This window comes from Phenylobacterium sp., assembly GCF_046291545.1.
In the GTDB taxonomy this organism is placed as follows: Bacteria; Pseudomonadota; Alphaproteobacteria; order Caulobacterales; family Caulobacteraceae; genus Phenylobacterium.
The window spans coordinates 81,011-105,930 of record NZ_JBKBSM010000003.1 but is presented as its reverse complement, the minus strand read 5'-3'; the positions used below and the strand labels follow the sequence as shown (position 1 = coordinate 105,930).

24 protein-coding genes are annotated in these 24,920 nt (G+C 70.8%); 11 read left to right on the top strand and 13 right to left on the bottom strand.

Translation table 11 applies throughout. The features are described from left to right. Nucleotides 1-48: 48 nt before the first annotated feature. The 7 genes from ACK4YQ_RS09985 to ACK4YQ_RS09955 form a co-directional block, all read right to left on the bottom strand. Complete coding sequence (locus ACK4YQ_RS09985) at nucleotides 49-1,044, bottom strand: FecR family protein (RefSeq protein WP_409610901.1); 996 nt, start codon at nucleotides 1,042-1,044, stop codon at nucleotides 49-51. Between the two features lie 78 nt (nucleotides 1,045-1,122). Then, nucleotides 1,123-1,629, bottom strand: coding sequence for an RNA polymerase sigma factor (locus ACK4YQ_RS09980; protein WP_409610899.1), 507 nt, complete (start codon nucleotides 1,627-1,629; stop codon nucleotides 1,123-1,125). A gap of 135 nt (nucleotides 1,630-1,764) precedes the next feature. Then, nucleotides 1,765-4,536, bottom strand: a complete 2,772-nt coding sequence (locus ACK4YQ_RS09975; RefSeq protein ID WP_409610897.1) for a TonB-dependent receptor — start codon at nucleotides 4,534-4,536, stop codon at nucleotides 1,765-1,767. A gap of 194 nt (nucleotides 4,537-4,730) precedes the next feature. Next, nucleotides 4,731-5,150, bottom strand: coding sequence for a nucleoside diphosphate kinase regulator (rnk, locus tag ACK4YQ_RS09970; protein ID WP_409610895.1), 420 nt, complete (start codon nucleotides 5,148-5,150; stop codon nucleotides 4,731-4,733). Nucleotides 5,151-5,393: 243 nt separating this feature from the next. Then, nucleotides 5,394-6,224 (bottom strand): thioesterase family protein, encoded by an 831-nt coding sequence (locus ACK4YQ_RS09965; RefSeq protein ID WP_409610893.1) that lies wholly within the window; start codon nucleotides 6,222-6,224, stop codon nucleotides 5,394-5,396. A gap of 71 nt (nucleotides 6,225-6,295) precedes the next feature. Then, entirely contained in the window at nucleotides 6,296-7,171 is an 876-nt protein-coding gene (locus tag ACK4YQ_RS09960; RefSeq protein ID WP_409610891.1) for a Ku protein, read from the bottom strand. Nucleotides 7,172-7,273: 102 nt separating this feature from the next. Further along, nucleotides 7,274-7,513, bottom strand: coding sequence for a DUF5961 family protein (locus ACK4YQ_RS09955; protein ID WP_409610889.1), 240 nt, complete (start codon nucleotides 7,511-7,513; stop codon nucleotides 7,274-7,276). A 125-nt stretch (nucleotides 7,514-7,638) separates the two neighbouring features. Here ACK4YQ_RS09955 and ligD point away from each other — a divergent pair, with 125 nt between their 5' ends. Further along, entirely contained in the window at nucleotides 7,639-10,251 is a 2,613-nt protein-coding gene (gene ligD, locus ACK4YQ_RS09950) for a DNA ligase D (protein WP_409610887.1), read from the top strand. A 40-nt stretch (nucleotides 10,252-10,291) separates the two neighbouring features. Beyond that, entirely contained in the window at nucleotides 10,292-11,065 is a 774-nt protein-coding gene (locus ACK4YQ_RS09945; RefSeq protein ID WP_409610885.1) for an exodeoxyribonuclease III, read from the top strand. A 37-nt stretch (nucleotides 11,066-11,102) separates the two neighbouring features. Here the strand turns inward: ACK4YQ_RS09945 and ACK4YQ_RS09940 are convergent, their stop codons facing one another. Next, the gene (locus tag ACK4YQ_RS09940) at nucleotides 11,103-12,602 is read right to left on the bottom strand and encodes a flavin-containing monooxygenase (RefSeq protein WP_409610883.1); all 1,500 of its coding nucleotides are present in this window, start codon (nucleotides 12,600-12,602) and stop codon (nucleotides 11,103-11,105) included. Between the two features lie 219 nt (nucleotides 12,603-12,821). Here ACK4YQ_RS09940 and ACK4YQ_RS09935 point away from each other — a divergent pair, with 219 nt between their 5' ends. From ACK4YQ_RS09935 to ggt, 3 genes are all read left to right on the top strand, one after another. After that, complete coding sequence (locus tag ACK4YQ_RS09935; protein ID WP_409610881.1) at nucleotides 12,822-13,004, top strand: hypothetical protein; 183 nt, start codon at nucleotides 12,822-12,824, stop codon at nucleotides 13,002-13,004. A gap of 2 nt (nucleotides 13,005-13,006) precedes the next feature. Next, nucleotides 13,007-13,549 carry a hypothetical protein gene (locus ACK4YQ_RS09930; RefSeq protein ID WP_409610879.1) on the top strand — a complete coding sequence of 181 codons (543 nt, stop codon included), beginning with the start codon at nucleotides 13,007-13,009 and terminating at the stop codon, nucleotides 13,547-13,549. Between the two features lie 483 nt (nucleotides 13,550-14,032). After that, entirely contained in the window at nucleotides 14,033-15,796 is a 1,764-nt protein-coding gene (ggt, locus tag ACK4YQ_RS09925) for a gamma-glutamyltransferase (RefSeq protein ID WP_409610877.1), read from the top strand. Between the two features lie 24 nt (nucleotides 15,797-15,820). On the opposite strand, the gene ACK4YQ_RS09920 is transcribed toward ggt, so the two are convergent. From ACK4YQ_RS09920 to ACK4YQ_RS09905, 4 genes are all read right to left on the bottom strand, one after another. Then, entirely contained in the window at nucleotides 15,821-15,997 is a 177-nt protein-coding gene (locus tag ACK4YQ_RS09920) for a hypothetical protein (RefSeq protein ID WP_409610875.1), read from the bottom strand. Nucleotides 15,998-16,165: 168 nt separating this feature from the next. Further along, nucleotides 16,166-17,200, bottom strand: a complete 1,035-nt coding sequence (locus ACK4YQ_RS09915) for a sulfate/molybdate ABC transporter ATP-binding protein (RefSeq protein ID WP_409610873.1) — start codon at nucleotides 17,198-17,200, stop codon at nucleotides 16,166-16,168. A gap of 202 nt (nucleotides 17,201-17,402) precedes the next feature. Beyond that, nucleotides 17,403-18,029: a PepSY-associated TM helix domain-containing protein gene (locus ACK4YQ_RS09910; RefSeq protein WP_409610871.1), complete on the bottom strand. Its 627-nt coding sequence runs from the start codon at nucleotides 18,027-18,029 to the stop codon at nucleotides 17,403-17,405. After that, complete coding sequence (locus tag ACK4YQ_RS09905) at nucleotides 18,026-19,480, bottom strand: DUF2271 domain-containing protein (RefSeq protein WP_409610869.1); 1,455 nt, start codon at nucleotides 19,478-19,480, stop codon at nucleotides 18,026-18,028. The genes ACK4YQ_RS09910 and ACK4YQ_RS09905 overlap by 4 nt, the downstream gene beginning before the upstream one ends. A gap of 109 nt (nucleotides 19,481-19,589) precedes the next feature. Between ACK4YQ_RS09905 and ACK4YQ_RS09900 the strand changes: the two genes are divergently transcribed. From ACK4YQ_RS09900 to ACK4YQ_RS09875, 6 genes are all read left to right on the top strand, one after another. After that, nucleotides 19,590-20,393 carry a DUF4198 domain-containing protein gene (locus ACK4YQ_RS09900; protein ID WP_409610867.1) on the top strand — a complete coding sequence of 268 codons (804 nt, stop codon included), beginning with the start codon at nucleotides 19,590-19,592 and terminating at the stop codon, nucleotides 20,391-20,393. 14 nt (nucleotides 20,394-20,407) lie between these two features. After that, a complete protein-coding gene (locus ACK4YQ_RS09895) occupies nucleotides 20,408-20,845 on the top strand; it encodes a hypothetical protein (RefSeq protein WP_409610865.1) in 438 nt (145 codons plus the stop codon). Between the two features lie 142 nt (nucleotides 20,846-20,987). Further along, the gene (locus tag ACK4YQ_RS09890) at nucleotides 20,988-22,340 is read left to right on the top strand and encodes an NAD(P)/FAD-dependent oxidoreductase (protein ID WP_409610863.1); all 1,353 of its coding nucleotides are present in this window, start codon (nucleotides 20,988-20,990) and stop codon (nucleotides 22,338-22,340) included. 78 nt (nucleotides 22,341-22,418) lie between these two features. Then, nucleotides 22,419-22,721, top strand: a complete 303-nt coding sequence (locus ACK4YQ_RS09885; RefSeq protein WP_409610861.1) for a hypothetical protein — start codon at nucleotides 22,419-22,421, stop codon at nucleotides 22,719-22,721. Between the two features lie 153 nt (nucleotides 22,722-22,874). Beyond that, a complete protein-coding gene (locus tag ACK4YQ_RS09880) occupies nucleotides 22,875-23,420 on the top strand; it encodes a DUF4142 domain-containing protein (RefSeq protein ID WP_409610859.1) in 546 nt (181 codons plus the stop codon). 45 nt (nucleotides 23,421-23,465) lie between these two features. Next, nucleotides 23,466-23,756, top strand: coding sequence for a hypothetical protein (locus ACK4YQ_RS09875; protein WP_409610857.1), 291 nt, complete (start codon nucleotides 23,466-23,468; stop codon nucleotides 23,754-23,756). Between the two features lie 129 nt (nucleotides 23,757-23,885). Here ACK4YQ_RS09875 and cydB read toward each other — a convergent pair whose 3' ends face one another. Next, nucleotides 23,886-24,920, bottom strand: a complete 1,035-nt coding sequence (gene cydB / locus ACK4YQ_RS09870) for a cytochrome d ubiquinol oxidase subunit II (RefSeq protein WP_409610855.1) — start codon at nucleotides 24,918-24,920, stop codon at nucleotides 23,886-23,888.

The window sequence follows — 24,920 nt, the reverse complement described above, 5'->3', positions numbered from 1 at the left end:
ACGATCCCCGGCGGCCCTAGCGCACGGGCGTGACAGCTCTGCGATGGACTAGTCGGCGTGGAACAGGACGCGGCCGTCCGCCGCCCGCTCGCTCCGGACCGGCAGCAGGGCGGCCATGCGGTCGGCCAGGGCGCCGTCGCCTTCCAGCGGCAGCACGGTGGTGACGCGGATCCGCGCCAGGGCGGGATCGGCGGCGACCAGCGGGACGTCCGAATAGCGAGCGGCGGCGGCGATCACCTCGGAAACCGGGGCCTCGCGGAAGACCAGACGGCGCGTGCGCCAGGCGGTCGCGGCCTCGACGTCGGCGGGGGCCTTGCGGACGCCCGGTTCGCCGGGCCGGAAGACCGCGCGCTCGCCGGGAACGAGCGGCAAGGCCCCGTCCAGCGCGTCCGGACGCGCCGCATCTCGACGCCCGACCACGACCCGGCCGTGCAGGACGAAAATCTCGGCGCCGTCCCCCGTGAAGGCGGTGACGAAGCGCGTGCCGGTGACGATCACCCGCCGATCCCCGACCGCCACCTGGAAGGGCCGGCCGGCCTCGTGCGCCACCTCGAAATAGGCCGCGCCCTCCTCCAGCGTCAGGCGGCGCGCGTCTGCGGCGAAGGTTACGCGGACGGCCGATCCCGAGTCCAGCGTCAGGCGAGAGCCGTCGTCGAGCGCGACGTCGACGACCCGCCCCGGAGGGCTGCGGTACAGACGCGTTTCGGGAGCGGCCAGCATCGGCCGCAGGATGACGGCGGCGGCGAGCCCCGCCATGGCCAGGCCGCCGGCCAGGACCAGGCCGCGCCTGTCCGGCGTCGGGCGGCGGGGCTCGGCGCTCCGCAGGCGGGCCAGGTCCATCGACAGGTCCCCGCGCAGGTCCCCCAGTCCCGCGTGGAGGGCCTTGGCGCTTTCGTACTGGCGCAGGTGATCGGGGTCCGCCTCCAGCCAGGCCATGAAGGACGCCTGGTCGCGCGCGCTCACGTCCGGCCTGCCCATGCGGGCGAGCCAGGCCTCGGCCGACTTCGGCCGCGACGCAAACAGGCGGGGCAGGCGATGCTGCATCAGCGCGGCGATTCCCCCAGGGGCGGGCGGCGGGCCCAGCCCGGTTCACAGACGACAACGATCCAGGCGGCCACGACCTCAGTCCTCCTGTGAGCTCTTAAGGCGCCGCAGGGCTTCGGCGATATGCTTCTCGACCATGCTGACCGACACCCCGAGGCGCACGGCGATCTGCCGATAGGTCAGCGACTCGAAGCGGTGCAGCAGAAAGGCGTCGCGGGTCTTCGGCGGCAGGGCGCGGATCGCGGCGGCGGCGGCGGCCAGGTCCTGGCGGTCGATCAGGCGCCGGTCGGCGCCCGGCGCGTCGCTGACGAGGGCGCGGGGGCCGGCGTCCAGGTCGTGGACGTCGTCGGGGCTGCGCCGGAGCGCCTCGCGCCCGTGGGCCTTCCACCGGTCGAGCTGGAGGTTGCGCGCGATCACGAACAGCAGAGGCCGCGCGTCCGCCGCCGCCAGGTCGTGGCCTGCGCGGTGAAAGCGCACGAACGCCTCCTGCGCGAGGTCCTCGGCGTCCTCGTCCTTGCGCGCCCTGCGCCTGAGGTAGGCGACCAGTTCGGCCCGCAGGCGTGCGAGGTCAGGCCCGGCGCCCACGGAAGGCCTCGCCGCCGCACGCGCAGGCGCAAGCACGCCCCCTCCGCCGCCGGAGGGGGCGTCGCGCCAGGTCGAGCGCCAGGGGATCACGGGCTCGCCCGAAGGAACGGATGGAGGCCGGCGTCACGCAGCGGCTCAGAACTCCATGCGCAGGCCCAGGGTGAAGCGGCGGCCCGACAGCTCGTACATGGTCGGGAAGGAGGGATCCATGGTGTAGCCCTTCGTCGCCTCGTCGGTGATGTTGATCCCCTCCAGGGTGAGGTGGATCCGATCGGTGACGTTGTAGCGGACCGAGATGTCAGTTTGTCCGTAGGCGTCGCGCCAGATCGGATACATCTCGTAGCCGATCGCCTCCACGTACTTGTCCTTGAAGTTGTAGGAGGCGCGCGCCTGGAAGCGGTCGTTCTCGTAGTAGAGCGTGACGTTGTAAGTGCGATCGGCCAGGCCGACCGGCGGGGTCGGGATGCCGAGGTCCGACTCGCCGGTCAGCGAGCTCTCCAGGATCGTGTAGTTGGCGTTGATCCCGAAACCTTCCAGCGGCGCGTAGATCAGGCCGAGCGGCACGATGGCGACCAGTTCGACGCCGCTCACGTCGTAGGACCCGTCGGCGTTTACGGGCTGGTAGACGTCGAACTCGTAGACGCCGTCGATGGTGCCGTTGGCGTTGTACTTGGTCACGTTCGGCACCGTGCCCGTCAGCTCGTTGCGGACCACGCCCTCGATCTGCTTCCAGAAGTAAGAGGCCGCGAGGAGCCCGCCCTGCGGCAGGTACTTCTCCACGCCGACTTCCCACTGCTTGGCATAGGTGGGCCGAAGGTTGGGGTTGCCGTCGGTGAAGCGGAACGAGTTCCAGCTCGCGGTGCGCTTGTAGGCCAGGTCCGTCAGGGCCGGCCGGATCAGGGTTTCGGAGGCCGCGGCCCGCACCACCAGGCTGTCGGTGATCTCGGCGTGGATGTTCAGGCTGGGCAGAACCTTGTGGTAGCCGCCCTCGCTGGACACCGGCTCGGGCGTGTAGCCGGTGGAGCCGTCGGTGTTCTGGATCTGGTGGTAGCCCGACGAGACGACGGTGGTGTCCACGTAGCGCGCGCCGCCGTTGACGTAGACCGGCACCGGGCCGATGTCGAAGTCCAGATCGGCCATGGCGTAGAGGGCGAAGGTTTCCTCGGAGACCTCGTAGTACTGGCCGTCGTCGAACGGGGTGACGAAGCCGGGGTAGCGGAAGGTGCTGCGGGCGTACTCGTTGGAGACCTGGCTCCAGGCGAGATCACGCACGCTGTAGGCGCCGCCGGGCACCAGATCGGCGATGGGGGTGAGCTGGCTGTCGGCCAGGGTGCGGGTGTTGACCCAGGAGGCGTCGCCGGGCCCCGGTCCCTGGATGTTCAGCGAGCCGTACTGGCGCTCCTTGGACTTGTCGGTGTAGCGCGCGCCCACCTGGATGCTGGAAAGGGCGGGGAAGAAGCCGAGGTCGAAGCGCTGGGTGAAGTCCGCCTGGGCGGCGTACTTGTCGTCGCTGATGCTCTCGAAATTGGTCTCGTAGGCCTCGAACAGGTAGCGGGTCGGCGCATTGTACATGTCGATCGTCGCCGGGTTGGCGCTGGGGATGGTCTCCCCGCCCTGGGCCGTCCAGCGGGTGCGCGAGGGCGCGTAGGCGACGTGCTTGAGGTTGGCGTAGTCCAGAGTCTTCTCGGCGCCGGAGTAGCCGGCCAGGGCGTTGAACTCCCAGCTTGTCCCGCTCCAGTTCAGCTCGGCGCCGAACTGGGCGTAGTCGGTCTTGTTGATCCGCTCCTTGCTCAGGAACTCGTGCTGCGTGGCCGTGTAGGAGACGTCGCGCAGCACCACCATGCCGTACTCGGCCAGGGTGGTGTCGTCATACTCATGGATGGTCTCGAGGGTGCTGCGGCTGGAGGCCGAGTAGGCGGCCGCGTCGTACTCGTCCTCGGTGGCGTCGTAGCCGCCGACCATGCCGTCGAAGGCGAGGCTGAAGTTCGACGAGGGGCGGTACTGCAGCGACAGGGTCGCGCCCCATTGATCCTGCTCGTTCAGGTAGACCCGGTCGCCGACCTTGTCCTGGAAGATGATGCGGCCGGTCTCGTCGCGGTTGGTGCGGTTCTGGACGATGACGCCGGCGTCGCGCGCCAGCACCGCGGCCGCCTGGGTTCCGCGTGTGCCCGAAGCTTCCAGGAAGCGGAACATCGGCCGGAAGTTGATGCCCGAGTTGGAGTCCGTGCGGTTGGTGCGGCGGGCGGTCGAGAACGACACCAGCGCGCCCCAGTCGCCCCAGGTGTCGCTGGCCAGGAGCGCGATCTTGGGATCGGTCTGCTCGGAGATCGAGTTGTAGGCGCCCTCGATCGAGGCGACCAGCCGCCGGTCGCCGTAGTCGAACGGACGGGCGGTGGAGATGTTGATCGATCCGGCGATGCCGCCTTCCTCGTCGGCCGCCGTGGGCGACTTCTGGACGGTGACCTGCTGGATGATCTCGGAGGCGAAAATGTCGAACTCGACGTCGCGGCCGCCGCTGCCGGAGGCGGTCGCCAGGTCGTTGATCGTCACGAAGGTGAACTCGCTGGGCAGGCCGCGCACCATCACCCGCTGGCCCAGGCCCTTGTTGCGCTCGATCGTCACGCCCGGCATGCGCTGCAGCGCCTCGGCCAGGTTTTGTTCGGGGAAGTCGGCGACGTCCGTGGCCACGATGGAATCGGAGAAGCCGACGTTTTCGCGCTTGAGCTCCACCGCCTGCTCCAGGCTGCGCTGGTAGCTGCCGGTGACGATGAGTTCCTCCACTTCGCTTTCGGCGTCCTCGGCGTGGGCCGCCGAGGCGCCGAGCATCGCGATCGCGGCGCAGCTCGTCATCAGCCAAGCCGACTTGCGCGCGCGGCCGCAGCCGCCGTTGTGGTTTGGTCCGCTCACTTGGAAATCTCCGCAGGTCGAGTTTGCAATGGCGGAGAGCCGGCGCCTGGCGTCCGGCCCTTGCCCCCGACCCGGTCAACGCCGCCGCGGTGCGGCCCCTCAGCGTGTGACAGCGGATTTCATTCAAACTTCACGGAAGCGTAGCATTGGCCCGCGCCGCCTCCTGGGGGCGGCGGCGCGGGCGCGCGCGGCCTTCAGAACCGCAGCTTCGTCGGCGGACGGACCTTCACCACTTCGAGCAGGCGTTCGCGGCCTTCCAGGTCCGGCCATGAGATGGGCTGCCGGACGGGCAGGCCGATCAGGCCCGCTCCGACCGGGGTCATCACCGAGACCTTGCCGGCGCTGATGTCCGCCTCGGCCGGATAGACCAACATCACGGTCCGGGGGCGGCCGTGCAGGCTGTCGACGAACTGAAGGGTGGAGTGCATCCGCACCACGTCGGGCGGCATGGCGCCGTCGGGTCGGATCTCGGCCCGGTCGATCTCTTGAAGCAGGAGCCCGGCCGCGAAGGGCGCGCTCCTTTCAAGGCTCAGGGCCAGGGCCGAAAGGCGGGCGGCCTCGCTCTGGGCCAGGACGATGTCGGGACGTGCGTGTTCGGTCGCCGGGGAGGGCATCTGATGCTCCATGCATCGACCGGCGCGCTCGACGGAAGCGCGAGCGCGGGTCCTGTGGGCTGGGTTCTGGGAAGGAGGCCCCGGACCGGCGCGCGCAGGCGCAACCCCGGCCGGGGTCAGGAGCCTGCTTGCAGGCTGCCGCCGTGATGGCGAAAGCGCCGGAATGTCGAGCGAACGAGCATCCCGGCCGTTAGGGCATCGCCCGCCAGGATTGTCAAACCGGCAGGCATAGGCCTTGCGGACCTATTCCGCAGAGGCCGGCGGCATCTGGCGGTACCAGGCGAGCTGCTCGCTGGTGGCCAGCAGGCGGCCGTCGCGGGACCAGTAACTGGAGCGCTCGTCCGAGGCGCCGCCCCCGCCGACGCGTCCCTCGCATTCGATCAGGATGAAGTCGTCCTTCAGCTCGGCCAGCTCCTCGGCCCGTGCGTGCAGATAGACCGTCAGCGACAGCGTCGTCGTCATCACCCGCTCCAGGGCGTACATCGCCCGGGGCGCGGAATTGTCGGTGACCATCGCCAGCAGCGCCTTGTCCCACACGCCGTTGCGGGGTCGCACCCAGGCCAGGGAGCGGGAGTCGCCGGTGGGCCTGGGCGGAAAACCGTCGAGGGTGCGGCGCTCGAAGGCCGAGGCGCCGAAGTGCGCCGGCCCGGCAGGATGCTCGGGGCTCGGCAGGTCTTCCGGCGCGGGCGCCTGCGGCAGGGCGGCGAAGGCGAACGGGGGCGTGGCCGGCCGCGTGGCAAGGGTGACCATGCCGTGGACTCCGACCTCCTCGACGCCGGCGGGGCTGACCTCCACCTCCCAGACTCCGATCGAGCGGCCCTGCCGCAACCGGCGGGTGCGCACGTCCAGGTCGCCGGCGGGAAGCCCCGCGGCGTAGGTGAGCGTCATGGACAGGGCCTCGCCGCCCGCCTCGGGCTCGGCCTCCAGGGCGCGGACGCACAGGCCGAGGGCGTAGCCGCCCCACAGGCCGCCTCCGGGATTGCGCCACTCGCGCGCGGCATGGGTGGTCCAGCGGCCCGGGCCGGCGGAGCGCAAGGCGATGTCGTAGGCGGGATTGGTGGCGACGTCGGACATGCGCACGTTCTACCCGGCGCCCGCGGCGGCGCAAGGCGGCGGCGGCTCGCCGGAGCGTCCCGTGAGCCCCCTCAGCCGGCTTTGCGCGCCTTGCTCGCCTTGCTCGCCGAGCCGGCGCGTTTGGCGGCCGGCTTCCCGGTCGCGCCCTTGGCCGGGCGGCGGGCCGATCCCTTGCCCTTGGCGGCGAGGCTGGCGCGAAGGGCGCTCATCAGATCCACAACGTTGGTGTCGTCCGGCTCGGCGACGGCGGCCACCTTGCGGCCCTTCTGCTTCTCTTCGATGCGCTTCTTCAGCGCCTCTTCGTAGCGGTCGACGAACTGGCTGGGGTCGAACGGGCCCTGCTGCTGTTCGATGATCTTTTCGGCGATGGCGATCATCTGCCGGTCCGGCTTGACGTCACGGATGCCGTCGAAGACCACGGCCGGGTCGCGCACCTCCGCGTCCGTGCGGATCGTATAGGCCAGGATTCCCTTGTCTCGGGGCTCCAGCGCCAGGATGCGCTCGCGCGTGGACATGACGACGCGGCCCAGGGCGATCTGGCCGGAGCGCTCCATGGCCGTGCGGATGACCGCAAAGGCCTCCTGGGCGATCTCGCCGTCCGGCGCCAGGAAGTAGGGGTTGTCCCAGTAGAGCCGGTCGATCTCGTCGGCGGGCACGAACCGCTCGATGTCGATCGTCCTGGTGCTCTCCAGCCGGACCGACTGGATCTCCTCGTTGGTGAGCAGCACGTACTCGCCCTTGGAGACCTCATAGCCCTTCACCAGCTTCGAGCGCTCGACCGGGCCGGTGTCCGGATCGATGGTCTGCATTTTGATCCGGTTGTTCGTCTTCGGGTTGATCAGATGGAAGTGGACGTCGCCGCCCGAGCTCGTGGCGGTGTAGAGCGCCACCGGGCAGGTGACGAGCGAGAGCTTCAGGTGACCGCTCCAGGTCGGCCGGTACGCCATGGTCGCATCCGTCTGAGGGGCGCGGCTCCGTGGCCGCGCTGTGGAAAACGACTCAACGGCTCTTCGGGTGATTCGTTCGCCCGCCTCGCCGCCGCACGCCCGTCAGCAGGGTTCGGCCTCGCCGCTCTCGAGGTCGATGGTGAAGCAGTGCTCGCGGCCGTCCTCGAGATTGCAGACGATGACCCGCACTTCGGCGCTGTCCGCCTCGACCTCGAAGAAGTCCTCGACGTAGGCCACGGCCGCCGCTTCGAACGAGGTCTCCTCGAGCACGCGGGATCGGTGTCGGTCCAGATGGCGCGCATAGACGCAGAATCGATGGGTCTCCAGAACCGGCTCGGCCATGCGGATCCTCCTCAGTGTCGATAACGCCAGGCGGCGGAAAAGGATTCGTCGGGCGGCCCTTCCGGAGGGCGGATCGCCGCGCAGGGCTGTTCGTTGATCCAGTCTGACCAGCGTCGGAGTGGACCATGGCCGCGACCAGGCTCGCGAAATACCGGGAGATGCGGGACTTCACGAAGACCGAAGAACCCTCGGGCGACGACAGGGTGGTCCCATCCGAGGCGCTGCGGTTCGTCATCCAGAAGCACGCCGCCAGCCATCTGCATTTCGACCTGCGGCTGGAATACGAGGGCACCTTCCGCTCCTGGGCGGTGCCCAAGGGTCCGTCCCTGGACCCCAAGGACCGCCGTCTGGCGATGGAGGTCGAGGACCACCCGCTGGACTACGGCGACTTCGAGGGGACCATCCCCAAGGGGCAGTACGGCGGCGGCACGGTGATGCTGTGGGACCGCGGCTTCTGGGCGCCCGAGAAGGGGTTCGAGGACGTAGGCAAGGCTCTGCGCCGGGGCGAGCTGAAGTTCGTCATGGAGGGCGAGCGGATGCACGGCGCCTGGGTGCTGGTGCGCACCCGGCGCGACGAGCGCGGCCGGGCGAGCTGGATTCTCATCAAGCACCGCGACGAGGGGGCCGCACCCGGCGATGCAGGCCCGACCGACAAGGACCGCTCGGTGGCCTCGGGGCGGACCATGGGCGAGATCGCCGCCGGCAAGGGAAGGTCCGCCGAGCCGTTCATGACCGCGGCCGGCGCGCCGGCCGGCGCGGTGTGGCGCAGCGACCGCGACGACAGCGGGCCGGCGGGCCTGGTCGAACCGCCGAAGCCGGCGCGCCCGGCCAAGTCCAGGAGCCGCAGCCGTCTGCCCGGCTTCATCGCGCCGCAAGTGGCCAAGTCGGTGAGCGCGCCGCCGGGCGGCGACGGCTGGGCGCACGAGATCAAGTTCGACGGCTATCGCATGCAGCTTCGGCTCGAAGACGGCGAAGCCACGCTGAAGACCCGCAAGGGCCTGGACTGGTCGGACCGATATCCCGAGCTGCTGAAGGCCGGCGCCGGCCTGCCGGACGGGATCTACGACGGCGAGGTGGTGGCGCTTGATGCGACCGGCGCGCCGGACTTCGCGGCCCTGCAGGCGGCCGTCACCGACGGGCGAACCCGCGAGCTGGTGTTCTTCGTCTTCGACCTGCTGTTCGAGGGCCGGGAGGATCTGCGCGCCATCGCCCTTTCCGAGCGCAAGACGCGGCTGCAGGCGGCGCTTGCGGAGGCGCCCGACAACGTCCGCTACGTCGATCACTTCGTAACCGCGGGCGAAGCGGTGCTGCTCTCCGCCTGCCGGATGAACCTTGAGGGCGTCGTCTCCAAGCGGCTGGACGCGCCGTACCGATCCGGACGGAACGAAAGCTGGGCCAAGGCCAAGTGCCGCGCCGGGCACGAGGTGGTGATCGGCGGCTACACCACAACGAACGGCGCCTTCCGCTCGCTGATCGCCGGCGTGAACCGGGATGGGGAACTGGTGGAGGTCGGCCGCATCGGGACCGGCTTCGGCCGAAGCAAGGTCTCGCGGATCCTGCCGAAGCTGAAGGCCCTGGAGATCAGGAAAAGCCCCTTCGCCGCGACGTCGGGGCGCCGCCAGCCAGGCGAAATCCATTGGGTGCGGCCCGAACTGGTCGCGGAGATCGAGTACGAGGGCTTCACCGCCGACGGGCTCCTGCGCCAGGCGTCCTTCAAGGGCCTGCGTGAGGACAAGCCCGCGCGGGAGGTGCAGGCGGTCGAACCGGCGCCGGCCAGCACGGCGCTGCAGGCGCCGTCGCCGGGCGTGGTGCGGGCCAACACTGTGCGGGCCGCCGGCTCGGCGGTGGTGATGGACGTCACCATCTCCAACGCGGGCAAGCCGATGTGGCCGCACGCCGGCGACGGCGAGCCGGTCTCCAAGCTCGACCTGGCGCGCTACTACCAGGCCGTGGGTGACTGGCTGATCGACCACGTGCGCGGCCGGCCTTGTTCGATCATCCGGTTTCCCGATGGGATCGAGGCCGAGGAGCGCTTCTTCCAGCGTCACCCGGCCAAGGGGCAGTCGAACCTGATCGAAGCGGTGAGCGTCTCCGGCGACCGCAAGCCTTACATGCAGTTCGACCGCGTGGAGGCGCTGGTGGCGGCGGCCCAGGTGGCGGCGCTGGAGCTGCATCCCTGGAACTGCGAGCCGTTCCAGCCCTCGCAGCCGGGTCGGCTGGTGTTCGACCTCGACCCCGGCCCCGACGTGCCCTTCGACCAGGTGGTGGCGGCTGCGCGGGAGATGCGCGAGCGGCTGGAGGATCTTGGCCTCGTGAGCTTCTGCAAGACCACCGGCGGCAAGGGCCTCCACGTAGTGACCCCGCTGGCGGCCGAGGCGGTGGACTGGCCGACAGCCAAGGCCTTCGCCATGCAGGTCTGCAAGGCGATGGCGGCGGACTCTCCCGACCGGTACCTGATCAACATGGCCAAGGCCCAACGGGGCGGCCGCATCTTCCTGGACTATCTGCGCAACGACCGGATGGCGACGGCGGTGGCGCCGCTGTCCCCCCGGGGCCGGACCGGGGCGCCGGTGTCCATGCCCTTGCGATGGACCCAGGTGAAGAAGGGCCTCGACCCCTCGCGATTCACGATCCGCACCGTGCCGGCCCTGGTCGAGAAACTGACCGCCTGGGAGGACTATTGCGATGGCGAGCGCTCGCTGACCGCGGCGATCCGTCGGCTCGGGGAGGGGCAATGAGCCAGGCGCCGGAGGCAGGCTCCTCCCGAGCGGCGCGTGCATGAAGATCGCCACCTTCAACGTCAACAACGTCAACAGGCGCCTGCCCAACCTCCTGGCCTGGCTGGGGAGCGCTCGGCCTGACGTGGTCTGCCTGCAGGAACTGAAGGCCGAGGACCGCGCCTTTCCCGAGGCGGCGCTGCGCGCCGCCGGCTATGAAGCCGTCTGGGCGGGGCAGAAGACCTGGAACGGGGTGGCGATCCTGGCCCGCGGGGCAAGGCCGGTGGTCACGCGCCGTCGCCTGCCGGGCGATCCGTCCGACCTCCAGGCGCGCTACATCGAGGCGGCGGTTGAGGGGGTGCTCGTCGCCTCCCTCTACCTGCCCAACGGCAATCCGAACCCGGGACCGAAGTTCGACTACAAGCTGGCGTGGGTGGATCGGCTGGTTGCGCATGCCGCGAACCTGAAGGCCGCCAGCGTGCCGGTGGTCCTTGCCGGGGACTACAATGTCGCGCCGACCGAGGCGGACATCTACCAGCCCAACCACTGGGCGGGCGACGCCCTCGTCGACCCTCAGGCCCGGGCGGCCTTCGCCCGCCTGCTGGACCAGGGCTGGGTCGACGCGCTCAGGGCCGTTCAGCCGCAAGGGCCGCTGTGGACGTTCTGGGCCTACATCCGCCGGCGCTGGCCGAACGACAAGGGCCTGCGCCTGGACCACCTGCTCTTGTCCCCGGATCTTGCGGCCAGGCTGCGGGACGCCGGCGTCGACCGCTCGGCGCGGGGCGAGGACAACGCCAGCGACCACGCCCCGGCCTGGATCGAGCTCCGACCCTAGGCGCCGGGGGCGAGCTTCGCGTCGCCCCCGCGCGCCCTCAGCGGTAGCGGAACTCCGGCCCGTCTAGGTCGATGGCGGGGAAGACGTCCTTCTCGGACCAGTAGTCCTGGGTGTGCCGCCATTCGGGCTTGGAGCCGCTCTTCGGCATCAGGTGCATGCTGCGCATCAGGTAGCCTGGGTTGAAGTCGCCGGGATCGACCCAGGGGCCGAGCTCCATCTCCTCGTCCTCGGCGCGAAGGACCGGCTCCACGCGCCGAACGCCCTTTGCGTCCATGTGCCGGAGCAGGCGCGGCACGAAGTCCCCGATCAGGTCGGCCCGAAGGGTCCAACTCGCCCGGAAGTAGCCGAACACCCAGATCAGGTTCGGCACGCCGGTGAACATCATGCCGCGGTAGGTGACCGACTTGGACAGGTCCAGCGGCGCGTTGTCGATGGAGAAGTCGATGCCGCCGAGGACGCTGAGGTCGAAGCCCGTCGCGGTGACGATGATGTCGGCGTCCAGCGTCTCGCCCGACTTCGTGCGGATCCCCTCGGGCGTGAAGCGCTCGATCTCGTCGGTCACGACCGAGGCCTTGCCGGCCTTGATCGCCTCGAAGAAGTCGCCGTTGGGCACGAAGCAGATCCGCTGGCGCCAGGGATCGTAGCTGGGCGTGAAGTGCCGGGCGACATAGTCCTCACCCAGCACGCCGCGCAGGACGCCGAGCAGTTCCTCGCGCACCGTGTCGGGATTGGCCAGGGTCCGACGGGTCATCTTCGCGCCGTTGCTGAGGATGCTGCGGCGGACGATCTCGTGGGTCCACTCCGGGTCGATGTCGAGCTCGCGAAGGGTCTCGGCCAGTTCGTTGCGGTTGCGCCCGGGCGTGAAGTAGGTCGGCGAGCGCTGTAGCATGGCCACGTGCGCGACCTTGTCGGCGATCGCGGGCACAAGGGTCGCGGCCGTCGCGCCCGACCCGATGACGACCACCCGCTTGCCCGCATAGTCCAGGTCCTCGGGCCAGGCCTGCGGATGGACGATCGGGCCCTTGAAGCTGTCCATGCCCGGCCACTCGGGGGTGTAGCCCGCGTCATGCCGATAGTAGCCCTGGCACATCCAGAGGAAGCCCGTGGTGAGCGTCCGCCGCGCGCCGGAGGCGAGGTCCTGCGTCTCCACGGTCCACAGGTCGTCGACGCTGGACCATCTGGCCGACAGGACCTTCGTCCCGTAGCGGATGTATCGGTCCAGGTCGTTCTCGGCGATCACCTCGCCCATGTAGCTGAGGATCTCCTCGGCGGTGGCGATGGGCGCCCCGCGCCAGGGCTTGAAGCGATAGCCGAAGGTGTGCAGGTCGCTGTCGGAGCGCACGCCTGGATAGCGATGGGTGCGCCAGGTGCCGCCGAAGCCGTCCTTGGATTCCAGCACCGTGAAGCTCTTGTCCGGCGACTGCGTCTTCAGGTGATAGGCCGAGCCGATCCCGGCGACGCCAGCGCCCACGATGATCACGTCGAAATGCTGCAGGTCGGCGGCGGCGTCCGCCTGGGGCGCAAGGATCTGGTTCATGGCGTCGTCGGCTTTCGTCTTTGAAATGGGCAAGGCGGCGGCCCCGAAAGGCGCCGGAAAATTGAGGGCCGAAGGGTTCGAAATGAGCCGCCATGCTCGCACACACTCGCGCAGGGGTGGAAGGGCCTTCGGGCGCTCGGCGGCCCGGCATGCGCCGACGGGGAAGGCGATCGGGAACCTCGGCCAAGGAGCCGGATTCTCCTGGCGAAGGAGGCCCCCATGTCCAGACGTGAACTGATCGAGCCGAACGAGGGCGACAAGCGCTATGTCCGCCGTGACGCGCAGGGCCAGTTCGCCAAACAGGTGGACGTCGGCCGCTCGCTGTCGGCCGACAGCCGCCACAAGGCGAAAAAGGACGCAGGGCCCGGGCGGGGCGACCGCGGCGATCACCACGCCGACTAGCCGTGGCCAAGCCCCGGGCGCGCAAGCTCAAGGTGTTCCAGGCTCAGTTCGGCTTCTACGACACGGTGATCGCCGCGCCGAGCCGGGCCGCGGCGATGCGCGCCTGGGGCGTGCGCCAGAACCTGTTCGCGGACGGCGCGGCCAGGGAGACGAGCGATGCCGCGGCGGTGGCGGCGGCCAGCGCCCATCCGGGCGTCGTCCTGAAGCGGCCGGTGGGATCAAAGGCGCCGTTCGAGCTCGATCCTTCGGGCCTGCCCCAGCTTCCCGACCCGCCGCCCGGGGCCAAGGGGCCGCGGCGAACGCGGGCGAAGCCGGATAAGCCGCCGCCGCCGCCCGACCGCTCCGACCTCGACGCGGCCGAGGCGGCGCTGCATGCGCTCGATGAGCGGCGCAAGTCGGAAGAGGCGAAACTGGAAGAAGAGCAGGCGGCGCTGGACGCCAGGCGGGCCGCGGCCCAGGACGCCTATGTGAAGGCCAGGACCTCGGCCCGGGCCGCCGTCGCCGCGGCGCGGGCCGCCTATCGCAAGGTGGGCGGCGTCGGCTGAGGCCTGTCGCCCAAGCCGAGAAGCGGCCCGCCGCGCCACCTCCACCGCCGCAGCTCGACGCGCGGGCGAGGTTGCTGGAATCCTATCGCCGGGGCTTGAATCTCCTGCTCAAGACGCTTGTGGACGACAAGCAGCGGCTGGTCTCGGACTTCGAGAACCAGAGAAGCCGCATCCACGCCGTCGATCAGCTCGCCGACGACGAGTTCTCCCGTCGCCAGGGGGCGGAGCAGGAGCTGGAGACGCTCTCGCGTCCACCGGCCGAGCCGCCGCCGGGTCGCCGGCCGGCGGGCGCTTTCGAGGATCCGCCCCGCAACCAGCACGGACTTTGGGCGATCGGTCGGAAGGCGTCGCGCGGCCGCGCTTGGCCGTGGACCTGCCGCTCCGCGCGTGTACAACGCCGGGGCCGCCGCCGCTGCGGCGCCCACCCCTCCATTATCCTCCCGCCTCGGCCCGCGCCGGGGGCCATTTCGCCAAGGAAGATTCATGAGACGTCCTGCCGACAGCCGGCGCGCCATTCTTGGCCGCCTCAGCCTGACGATCGCCGCGGCGGCTTCGCTTGCCTTCGCTCCCGTCGCGGGACTGGCGCAGGAAGCCCCGCAGGCTGCTCCGATCGGCGGCGGGGACCTGATCGGCTACCGCTCGATCCACCACCCCGTCATCGGCCGCGACGGAATGGTCGCGGCGCAGAGCAAGATCGCCGCCCGCATCGGCGCCGAGATCCTGCGCCGGGGCGGCAACGCCGTGGACGCGGCGGTCGCCGTGGGCTTCGCCGAGACCATGACCCTGCCGCGGGCGGGCAACATCGGCGGCGGCGGCTACATGCTGGTCTACTCGGCCAAGGACCAGGCGACGACGGCCATCGAATACTACGGGCAGGCGCCGCTGGAGGTGACGCCGGACCTGCTGCTGGGCAACGACCAGCGCGTGTCCGAGGCCAAGGTCATGTCGTTCAAGGGGGTGACGGTGCCGGGCACCGTGGCGGGCCTCTACGAGGCGCACCGGCGCTTCGGCAAGCTGCCGTGGGCCGAATTGATCCAGCCCACGATCGAGCTTGCGGAAAAGGGTCTGATGATGAGCGACGACGAGGCGATCGCCCTCGCCGCGCGCAAGGAGGCCATGAGCCGCGACCCGGACGGCGCCTACAAGCTCTACTTCAAGCCCGGCGGCGTTCCCTACCGCCAGGGCGAGGTCTTCAGGAATCCCGACCTGGCCTGGACCCTGCGGCACATCCAGAAGGACGGCGCCGACGGCTTCTACAAGGGCCCGGTCGCAGACCGCATCGTGGCCGGCATGGAGGCCGGAGGCGGGATCATCACCCACAAGGACCTGGCGTCGTACAAGGCCCGCGTGCTGGAGCCGATCTGGGGCGACTACCGGGGCTATCGGATCGCCTACATGCCGCCGACTTCGGCGGCCTCGAGCGTGGCCGAGGCGATGAACATCCTCGAGCAGTTCCCCGTGGAGAGCCTTGGGGCCGGGAACGTGGCGACCATGCACTTGATCGCTGAGACCCTGAAGGTGGTCACCGTGGACCGGCGCTACTCGGGCGGCCCGCCCCAGTGGACCACGCCGGCCGAAGGCATGGCCAGCAAGGCCTTCGCCAAGGAGCGCGCCAAGCTTATCTCGATGGACCACGTGCTCGACCAGTCGAAGATCCCGCCGCTTGACCCGACCCCGTACGAGAGCCCGGACACCACGCACTTCTCGGTCGTCGACAAGGACGGCAACGTCGTCACCAACACCTACACCCTCAGCGCCTCCTACGGCGCCCACGTCGTCGCGCCGGGCACGGGCTTCCTGCTCAACAACTCGCTGGGCAATTTCGACTGGAACCCGACGCCGCGCAGCCTCGGCAACAGGATCGAACCGGGCAAGCGGGCCCAGTCGACGATCTCGCCGATCATCGTGTTCAAGGACGGCAAGCCCTGGGTCGCCACCGGCACGCCGGGCGGCGGCACGATCATCGGCACGATGGTGCAGGTGCTCGTCAACCTGATCGACTTCAAGCTCAACATCGCCGAGGCCGTGCAGCGCCCGCGCATCTACCAGTCCGGAGTCGACGGTCCGCTGCAGGTGGAGGAGGCGATCCCCGACGACCAGGTCAAGATGCTGACGGCCCTGGGCCACGAGGTGGAGCGCTCGCAGATCATCGGCAGCACCCAGTCGATCATGATCGGTCCCGACGGCGTGCTCTACGGCGCGGCCGACACCCGCCGCCCGGACGCCGAGGCCGTCGGCGTTCGCTAAGGGAAGGCGACCGCAGCCCGGCGGTCACTTGCCGAGCGCGGGGCCTCGCTCGAGCAGCCGGCTGACCCGCAGCCCAAGATGGTCGTAGGACATCGACTTCAGCGCGGGATGGGCCTTGCGGATGTCGTGCAAGGTGGCGCGCGGATTGTGGTCGAGAATGCGCCGGAGCAGGGCGTCCGTGCTGGCGAATGTGGGTTTCATCGCGTCTCCTCGTCGTCGCCCTCGGGCGGATTCTGTGCGGGGCGGGCCGGACCCTCGGCGCGGTCGCCGCGGCCACGGCCAGGCTTGGCGCAGATCCAACGCGGATCCGCGCCTGCGGTTCAGCCCTGCGGAAACCCGCGCCGCGAGCGGTGCGGCGCTGCGGAGTCGCTAGACGGGGAAGAGGGCGAAGCGCCGGGGCTGCAGCCGGATCTCGGAGCCCCGGGCCAGTCCAGCGGGCGGCGGCGCCGGCAACTCCACCTCGACGATCCCGTCCTCGGCGGCGCATTCCAGGCGGACGGACGATCCGCGGGCGATGACGCTGTGGACGCGGGCCGGAAAGCCTGCGCCGTCGTCCGTCGTCAGATCGACGTCGTGGGGCCGGAAGAACACGGTCACAGGGCCCTGCGGGGCGTCGGCGTCCACCTCAAAGCGGGTCCCGAACAGGGACAGGCGCTTGCCGGCCACCGCGCCTCTGGCCTGGTTGGCCGCGCCCAGGAAGTCGAAGATGAACGGCGAGGCGGGGGCGTCGTAGACCTCGCTGGGGGCGCCGACCTGCTCCACGGCGCCGTCGCGCAGGATCGCCACGCGGTCGGCCAGATCCAGGGCTTCCTCCTGGTCGTGGGTGACGAAGATGGTGGTGACGCCGGTCTCGTCGTGCACGCGGCGCAGCCACAGGCGCAGCTCGCGGCGGACCTTGGCGTCCAGGGCGCCGAACGGCTCGTCCAGCAGCAGCAGGCGCGGCTCGATCGCCAGGGCCCGGGCCAGCGCCACCCGCTGCTGCTGGCCCCCGGAGAGCTGGGCCGGATAGCGGGCGCCGTACCCGTCGAGCTGGACGAGCCTCAGCAGTTCCTCCGTTCTCGCCGAGATCGCCGCGCCGGAGGGGCGAAGGGCGCGTGGCCGCACGCTCAGGCCGAACCCGACGTTGGCCGCCACCGTCATGTGCCGGAAGAGCGCATAGTTCTGGAAGACCATGCCCACGCGGCGCTCCCGCGCGCTCATCGCCAGCATGTCGTCGCCGTCAAAGGCGATCTGGCCGCAGGTCGGCTGGTCGAGGCCGGCCAGGATGCGCAGCAGGGTGGTCTTGCCGGAGCCGGAGGGGCCTAGGAGCGCCAGGAACTCGCCCTCCGCCACCTCGAGATTCACGTCCCTGAGCGCGGAGACGGCGCCGAACGTCTTGGCGAGGCCGGTCAGGATCAAGGACATGCAGGGTCTCGGTCTTCGCCGCGCCCGCCGAGGGGGACCGCCGCCCTGGTGAAGCATGCGCAGGAGGGGCGGGCAAGCGGGCCCGTCCGGCCGGCGACCGTCAGGCGATCGGCGCCTCGTCCGGCTCCAGGGCTTCGAGGTCGGCGATCAGGCCCCGGCCGGTGGGGCGCCGGGCGAGCGGGGGTGGTCGCCCGGACCCCCATCAGGGAACGAGCGTGACGAACAGGACCGCCGCCACGGCCAGGCTGACGCCGGTCAGGATCAGGCTCGAGCGCAGCCGGAAGCGGAGCATGAAGAAGAGCGCGTAGCCTGCCAGCGACATCGCCAGGATCAGGATCGCCAGAACGTCGATCAGGAGCTTCCAGGACGCGCCGGCCGACTTGCCGCGGTGGAGGTCGGTCAGGACGCCGGGCAGGCCCGCCGGGCGCACGCTCACCGACGCCGCGCCCGTGGCCAGGTCGATGACGGCGTCGCTGGCGCCGCGGGGGCTCTCGAAGCGAAGGACCGCCTCGCCGTCGAACACCTCGCCGCTGGTGAAGCCGCCCAGGACCGGCGCATGGTTCTTGAGCGCAGCCGCGAGCGCAGGCGCCGGATCGCCCTGTTCGGTCGCATCGGCGAGGATCTGGCGGTCCAGGACCACCCTGGTCTCCTTCGCCGCGGGGCGCTCGGGCAGCCAGTCGGGATGGTTGAGGAGCAGTCCGCTGGCGGCGAAGAAGATCAGGGCCAGGAAGGCGAGGGCCGAGAGGTAGCCGTGCCAGTCCCTGCAGGCGCGGAACACGGCCGCCTTGGTAGGCGGCCGGCGACGGGGCGTGGAGGCGGCCGCGGTCATCTGGCGGCCCCATATCGGACCAGGGTCGCGCCCAGTTCCTGCGCCGCCTCGGCGCGGGTTTCGAACGGTCTGGCCCCCAGGTTCAGCGGAATGGAGATGAAGCTGTGCCCGCCGTGCTCGCGGCTGGCTTCGATGTTGAGGACGTACTTGCCCCTCGGGGCGCTCAGGCCGGACTCCGTGCGGCCGTCCCAGACCACGTCGTAGCGGCCGGGCGCCCGGGTCGGGCGGGCCACCCTTTCGACCGCGGCGAGGTCCATCCGCTCCACCCGGCGCCAGAAGATGTAGTTGCTCTCCCGCCACCGGGCCTGGGGGCCGAGGATCAGAAGGGTGCGCACGTGATTGCGCGCCTCGTCGGTGATCCAGGCGGCCACATAGGGGCGCTCGTAGTCTCCTGCGGTCTGACGGGGAATCTCGAGGCTGGCGGTGAGGGCGAAACCCTTCGGCCAGGCCGCCGGGCCCTGGCACGCCGCCGCGGGCCGCCCGTTCCAGGCGCCGGCTTCGAAGGCGCTTCCCCCGTGCGCCGCCACCAGGGCGCCGACGCCAGGGGCGGAGTCCACCCAGCTTCGCCCCTCGTCAGGGGATGCGGCCAGGAGCGCCGTGGCCAGGGCGTCGGCCTGGGCGGCCTGGGGCGCCGCGACGGCGGCCATGCGGCCCGGCGCCGGTTGGCCGGTCCGCGGGTCGAGCACGTGGGAGACGGCCGCCGATCCGTCGCGGCGGTCGCGGGCGCTGCGGCCGCTGACGGCGAGGGCGCCGCTGCGCAGGCGCAGGGTCTGGAGCGGGGCGGCGTTGTCGAACGGGGCGTCGGGATCGGCCACGGCCAGCACCCAGGGCGCCGGGCGGCGCTCGGCGCTCCAGACCCTAACGTCGCCGCCGATGTCGATGAGCAGGCCGTCCGCCTCCGGGGCGCCGCGGCGCGCGGCGGCCAGGGCGCGGTCCAGGATGAAGCCCTTGGCCACGGCGTCGAGATCGAAGCGCACGGCGTCGGGACGCGTGATGCGCCGAAGAGCGGGGTTGAGATCGACCCGTGCGGCTTCGGCGGCCTGGCGCAGCGCTTCGGCCTCCTCGCCGGCCGGCCGGCCCGCCAGGGCGCCGGACGTCAGCCGTCCCAGGCGGGCGCTGAAGGCGCCGGCGGTCGCCGTGCGCCAGCGCTCGGCCATGGCGACGGCGGCGAACAGGTCGGGCGAGACGCTCATCGTCCGCGCCTCGTTCAGAAGCGCCAGTTCGCTGTCGGGCCGCCAGGCGCTGAGGATCGCGTCCAGCCGGCGGATCTCGGCGATGGCCGCGTGCGCCGCGGCGGCGAGGGTGGCGCCGCCGCCGCCGGAGACGGCGAGGTCGACGGACGCGCCGAGCAGGTGCTCGCCGCTCCATCGGGCCACGTCCAGTTCGAGGATCGTCGGCGGCGGGGCGAGGGCCAGGCCGACGCCGAGGAAGGCCGGAAGGATGGGAGCCATGAACGCACCTGGTGAACGCAAATAAGAGTCAGTTGCAGAAAGTGCGATTGGTTGCTAGCAGTTCTTGCGAGCGGTTCGCAAGTGAGCGGACGCACCCTCGGGGGACAAAATGAGCATTCGGCTTACGCGGCGGACGATCGCCGCAGCGGTGGCGGCGGCGGCGCTGGCGGGGACCGGCGCCCAGGCGCACACCTCCTATCTGCTGCCGTCGGAGTTCTCGACGGCGGACGCCGACACGGTCACGCTGCAGGCCTCGTTTTCGGAGCGGGCGTTTTTCCGGCCCGAGGTGGCGGTCGCCTCCCAGGACTTCCACCTCTACCGGCCGGACGGCCGGCGCGAGGTCTACGACCGGGTGGAGGCCTTCAGGCAGGTCACGATCCTGGAGAGCGACCTTGCGGAGCCGGGGACCTATCGCTTCACCACCGGCGAGCGGCTGGGACGCATCGGCGCCCAGGTCAAGGTCGACGGCGCGTGGCGCCCGCTCGAACCGGGCCAGACGCCGCCGGCTGGAGCCGAGGTGCGGCGAAGCCAGACGGCGACCGTCGCCGAGGTCTATGTCACCAAGGGCGCGCCGACCCGCGCCGTGCTGGACGTGCCGGTCGGCCGGCTCGCCATCCGCACGGACGCCCACCCGAACGCCATCTATCTCGACGAGGGCGTGACCCTGACGATTACCTTTGACGGCGTTCCGCTCGCCGACCAGCCGCTGGAGCTGGACCGGGAGGGCGGCGCCTACGAGGAACCCAAGTTTCACAAGGTGTTGCGGACAGACGGCGAGGGAAGGGTGAAGCTCGATCTCGATCGTCCCGGCGCCTATCTGGTGATGACCCGCCACCAGGCCGACGCCCCGCCCGGCGCCGAGACCGCCGTGCGCAGCTACACCACCTCCCTGACCTTTGAAGTGATGCGCTGAAGGAACCCTGCGCCATGAAGATCGCCCTTGCGACCCTTTGCATTCTGTTCGCCGCCGCCGGCGCGGCCCACGCCCAGGAGGCGCCCGCCCGCGGCCACAGCAAGACCGAGTTCCTGAAGACCTACGACTCGAACCTGGACGGCGCCGTCGACGGCGAGGAGTACGCGGCCGTGCGCCGCGGCGACTTCGACCGCACCGACGCGAACAAGGACGGCGCCCTGACCGACGCGGAGTACGTCGCCGAATACACCACGCGCCTCGACGCCCAGCTTGCCGAGATGCGCGAGCGCCAGATCAAGCAGGCCCACGTGCGATTCGGGGTTATGGACGCCGACAAGAGCGCGCGCATGACCCGCGAGGAATACGAAGCCACGGCCAAGCGCACCTTCTCGCGCCTGGACACCAACGGCGATGGACGCGTCGACGACAAGGACACCGCCGACCGCCACTGAGGAGCGGGGGGGGGCGGCGCGGGCCTCGCCCCCCTGATGCTTCGGCCTTCGCGTCAATCGTGTACGCCCCGCACGGAACAGGCGAGGGTCTCGCCCGTTGGCGCGGCGGATGCGTCAGGGCCAGTGGCCGCGGAGGGCGAGCATGCGCGTGGCGATCGCAGGGGCGGGGTTCGCCGGCATGCAGGCGGCCAAGGGCTTGGCGGGCGCGGCCGTCGAGGTGGTCGTCTTCGACCGGCAGAACCACCAGTCCTTCCAGCCGTTGCTCTACCAGGTGGCGACGGCGGCGCTTACGCCGGCAGACATCGCCTGGCCGATCCGTTCGATGCTGCGCGGACAGGACAACGCCCAGGTCTACATGGCCGAGGTCACTGGCGTGGATCTGGCGGGCCGGCGTCTGCTGACCGCGGGCGGGGCGTTCGAGTACGATTTGCTGGTGCTCGCCACCGGAGCGGCCCACGCCTACTTCGGGCACGACGAGTGGGCGCCCTATGCTCCCGGGCTGAAGCGGATCGAGGACGCCACCGACATCCGCCGGCGCCTGCTGTTGGCCTTCGAAAGAGCCGAACTCGCCGAGGACGAGGCCGAGCGGCGGGCCCTGACCACATTCGTGGTGGTCGGCGGCGGGCCTACGGGCGTGGAGATGGCCGGCGCGATCAGCGACATGGCCCGCCAGGCGTTGCCGCCGGACTTCAGGCGGGTGAACCCGGAAAAGGCGCGGGTGGTGCTCGTCGAGGCCGGACCCCGGATTCTGTCGACCTTCCCCGAAACCCTGAGCCGCTATGCCGAAGATGCGCTGCGGCGGCGCGGAGTGGAGGTGCTGACCGGGACGCCGGTTACCGCCATCGACGCCGAGGGCGTGGCTCTGGGCGAGCGGCGGATCGCCGCCGGCGCCGTGGTGTGGGCGGCCGGCGTCGCCGCGTCGGCCGCCGCCGACTGGCTGGACGCGCGGCGTGATCGCGCCGGCCGCGTGTGCGTGGACGCAGACCTCACCGTTCCAGGCCATCCGGAGGTGTTCGTCATCGGCGACACCGCCCACGTGGCCGGCGAGGAGGGCCGCCCCGTGCCGGGCATCGCTCCGGCCGCCAAGCAGATGGGCGCCTATGTGGCGCAGGTGATCACCGCGCGGGCCAGGGGCGAGGCGCCGCCGCCGCCCTTCCGCTATCGTCACCAGGGCGACCTGGCGACGGTCGGGCGCAACGCGGCCATCGTCAGCCTGGGGAAGGCGAAGGTCACCGGCTTTCCCGGCTGGGTGCTGTGGAGCGTGGTCCACGTCTATTTTCTGATCGGCGTCCGCAACCGGATCGCCGTCGCCTTCAGCTGGCTCTGGGAATACCTGACCTTCCGCCGCCGGGCCCGGCTGATCACCGAGCCGGCCACGGCCAGCCAGCTCGCCGCAGGGCTCTGCGCGGCGCCGCCGCCGGCGCGCCCGCCGATGGCGGCGCATCCCGCCGCGGGACGGATGGACGGCGAAGCTCGCCTCCCGGCGGGCGGCTGAGCCCGCCCGGCCTTCGCCCGGGGAAACCGGCGCAGGGCTCGTCGGTTCTCCTAGCGAACCGCAGGAGGAGAAGCCGCAATGGCTGAAGTCACCACCGACCACGACAAGATTCGCACCTGGGCCGAAGGCAAGGGCGGCAAGCCCGCCGCTGTCGAGCAGACCCACAAGGGCGACGACGTGGGCATCATCCGCATCATGTTTCCCGAAGCGCCGAATTCGGAGCACGACGCCCTGACAGAGATCAGCTGGGACGAGTTCTTCGAGGCGTTCGAGGACAGTGAACTGGCGCTGCTCTACGAGGAGGACAGCATGTTCTCCAAGCTCGTCGGGCGGGACACCGCCGAGCGCCGCGCCCAGGGCGAGCACGACGCGCATCGCTGAGCGCGGGGGCCTTCCGCAACAAGTTGTGAGGCGCGGGGCGGAAACTCCCCCGACGCCCGGGGGTTGGTTCGGACCCCAGGAGCGGTTCGGCCCCCCGCACCGGCGGCCTGCACTGCGGGCCGGCCGTTCCATCTGACACGAGGAGACAGACACATGCAGGATCGCGAAGCCCACACGGGCGCACAGGGCGCGATGGACAAGATGCAGGACATGGTCGGCGGCATGGTCGGCATGGCCTCGGCCTCCACGGCCGGCTCGCACGACACCGGCGCGTTCGTGAAGAACGCCTGCATCGGCGATCTTTACGAGATCGACGCGGCGAAGCTGGCTCTGCAGCGCTCGCGCACCGACGAGGTCCGCAGCTTCGCCCAGATGATGGTCGATCATCATATGACGGCCGCGCACCAGATGGTGTCGGCCCTGAAGAGCAGCGAGGTGACGCGCCAGTACAGCGACCTGAAGCCCACCACCGAGCTGGACGAGCGCCGCAAGGGCATGATCGAGCACCTGGAGAAGGCCCCCGACCAGTCGTTCGACGACATGTACCTGGACCAGCAGAAGATGGCTCACCAGGAGGCGATCGCCCTGCACAAGGGCTACGCCGAGAGCGGCGATAACGCACAGCTCCGCTCCGTGGCGGCCGGCGCGCTGCCGATGGTCCAGCGCCATCTGGAGCGCCTGGAGCAGATCCGCCACTAGACCCGGGCCCGGCGCGCCTCGCCCGCCCTCCTAGGGACGCAGAGCATGAAGAAGTCGGACAAGGACAAGGAGCGCAAGGCGCGGCGCGCTTTCGAGCACGGGTCGAGCGGGTCGACCGCCGACCTAGCGGTGGAGGGCCGGCCCGACCTGGCCGGGCGCTCCGCCGACCAGCCCTACGCCCGGCGCGCCGAGCCGCTGGCGCCGGATGAGAAGCCGGATCAACTGGCAGCCAAGGTCGAGCGTGCGGAAAGCCGGGAGGAGGCCAGGATCGACGAAGGCTCCGAGGAGAGCTTCCCCGCAAGCGATCCGCCCTCGTTTCAGCCCCGCCGCGCCTGACGGCCGGCCCACGCAAGGGTCAGCCGCCGATCAGCGCCGCCACGAGCGCGCGCAGGCCATAGACCGCAGCCGCCGCCGTGGCGACGCTGGCCGCGTACAGCAGCACGAACCAGAGCACCCGCCGTCCCGTCACAGGTGATAGGCCTCGGCCGCGTCCTCGCCGACCTTCCCGCGGAAGACCCAGTAGGAGTAGGCGTTGTAGGCGAAGGTGGCGGGGACGGCGACGGCGAAGCCGGCCAAGAGGAAGAGCTGGGACTTCGGGGTGTTGGCGGCGTCCCAGATGGAGAGGTCGGGGGGAACGACCATGGGGAAGAGGCTCGCCGCCAGGCCGACGAACCCCAGCAGGAACAGCGCTATGGACAGGAAGAACGGCGCGCGCTCGCCCCCCTGGCCCAGGGCGCGCCAGAGCAGACCGAAGGCCGCCGCGGTCAGCAGCGGCACGGGCGCCAGCCAGGCCAGGTTCGGCCAGGAGAACCAGCGGGTGCGGATCTCGGCGTCGAGCAGCGGGGTCCACAGGCTGACCGCCGCCATGGCCAGCGCCACCGCCGGCAGCGCCCGCCGGGCCATGCGCCGCGCCCAGGACGCGAGCTCGCCTGTGGTCTTCATCACGCACCAGGTGGCGCCCAGAAGGGCGTAGCCGGCCACCAGGCCCAGGCCGGTGAGGAGGCTGAAGGGCGTCAGCCAGTCGAAGGGGCCGCCGGCGAAGCGCTGGTCCTGGGTCGTGAAGCCCTGGACGAAGGCGCCCAGGACGCAGCCCTGGGCGAAGGTCGCCACCAGCGATCCCAGAAAGAAGCTGCGGTCCCACAGGGGGCGCGACCGCTCGGCCTTGAACCGGAACTCGAACGAGACGCCGCGGAACACCAGGGCGATCAGCATCACCAGGACCGGCGCATAGACCGCCGGCATGATGATCGCATAGGCGACGTCGAACAGGGCGAACAGGCCGACGCCGCCCAGCACCAGCCACGTCTCGTTGCCGTCCCACACCGGCGAGACCGAGAGCATCATCCGATCGCGCCAGGATTCCTCGCGGGCGAAGGGAAAGAGGATGCCCACGCCCAGGTCGAAGCCGTCGACGATGACGTACATGACGACCGCCAGGGCGATGACGGCGGCCCCGGTCAGGGGCAGCCAGAACGCCAGTCCTTCCGCAGCGGGGGGCAT

Bases quoted from the DNA above. Each gene is read 5' to 3' on its own strand.
- ACK4YQ_RS09985 (WP_409610901.1), bottom strand. From the start codon at position 1,044: ATGCAGCATCGCCTGCCCCGCCTGTTTGCGTCGCGGCCGAAGTCGGCC.
- rnk (WP_409610895.1), bottom strand. From the start codon at position 5,150: ATGCCCTCCCCGGCGACCGAACACGCACGTCCCGACATCGTCCTGGCC.
- ACK4YQ_RS09965 (WP_409610893.1), bottom strand. From the start codon at position 6,224: ATGTCCGACGTCGCCACCAATCCCGCCTACGACATCGCCTTGCGCTCC.
- ACK4YQ_RS09960 (WP_409610891.1), bottom strand. From the start codon at position 7,171: ATGGCGTACCGGCCGACCTGGAGCGGTCACCTGAAGCTCTCGCTCGTC.
- ACK4YQ_RS09955 (WP_409610889.1), bottom strand. From the start codon at position 7,513: ATGGCCGAGCCGGTTCTGGAGACCCATCGATTCTGCGTCTATGCGCGC.
- ligD (WP_409610887.1), top strand. From the start codon at position 7,639: ATGGCCGCGACCAGGCTCGCGAAATACCGGGAGATGCGGGACTTCACG.
- ACK4YQ_RS09945 (WP_409610885.1), top strand. From the start codon at position 10,292: ATGAAGATCGCCACCTTCAACGTCAACAACGTCAACAGGCGCCTGCCC.
- ACK4YQ_RS09940 (WP_409610883.1), bottom strand. From the start codon at position 12,602: ATGAACCAGATCCTTGCGCCCCAGGCGGACGCCGCCGCCGACCTGCAG.
- ACK4YQ_RS09935 (WP_409610881.1), top strand. From the start codon at position 12,822: ATGTCCAGACGTGAACTGATCGAGCCGAACGAGGGCGACAAGCGCTAT.
- ggt (WP_409610877.1), top strand. From the start codon at position 14,033: ATGAGACGTCCTGCCGACAGCCGGCGCGCCATTCTTGGCCGCCTCAGC.
- ACK4YQ_RS09920 (WP_409610875.1), bottom strand. From the start codon at position 15,997: ATGAAACCCACATTCGCCAGCACGGACGCCCTGCTCCGGCGCATTCTC.
- ACK4YQ_RS09915 (WP_409610873.1), bottom strand. From the start codon at position 17,200: ATGTCCTTGATCCTGACCGGCCTCGCCAAGACGTTCGGCGCCGTCTCC.
- ACK4YQ_RS09910 (WP_409610871.1), bottom strand. From the start codon at position 18,029: ATGACCGCGGCCGCCTCCACGCCCCGTCGCCGGCCGCCTACCAAGGCG.
- ACK4YQ_RS09905 (WP_409610869.1), bottom strand. From the start codon at position 19,480: ATGGCTCCCATCCTTCCGGCCTTCCTCGGCGTCGGCCTGGCCCTCGCC.
- ACK4YQ_RS09900 (WP_409610867.1), top strand. From the start codon at position 19,590: ATGAGCATTCGGCTTACGCGGCGGACGATCGCCGCAGCGGTGGCGGCG.
- ACK4YQ_RS09895 (WP_409610865.1), top strand. From the start codon at position 20,408: ATGAAGATCGCCCTTGCGACCCTTTGCATTCTGTTCGCCGCCGCCGGC.
- ACK4YQ_RS09890 (WP_409610863.1), top strand. From the start codon at position 20,988: ATGCGCGTGGCGATCGCAGGGGCGGGGTTCGCCGGCATGCAGGCGGCC.
- ACK4YQ_RS09885 (WP_409610861.1), top strand. From the start codon at position 22,419: ATGGCTGAAGTCACCACCGACCACGACAAGATTCGCACCTGGGCCGAA.
- ACK4YQ_RS09880 (WP_409610859.1), top strand. From the start codon at position 22,875: ATGCAGGATCGCGAAGCCCACACGGGCGCACAGGGCGCGATGGACAAG.
- ACK4YQ_RS09875 (WP_409610857.1), top strand. From the start codon at position 23,466: ATGAAGAAGTCGGACAAGGACAAGGAGCGCAAGGCGCGGCGCGCTTTC.
- cydB (WP_409610855.1), bottom strand. From the start codon at position 24,920: ATGCCCCCCGCTGCGGAAGGACTGGCGTTCTGGCTGCCCCTGACCGGG.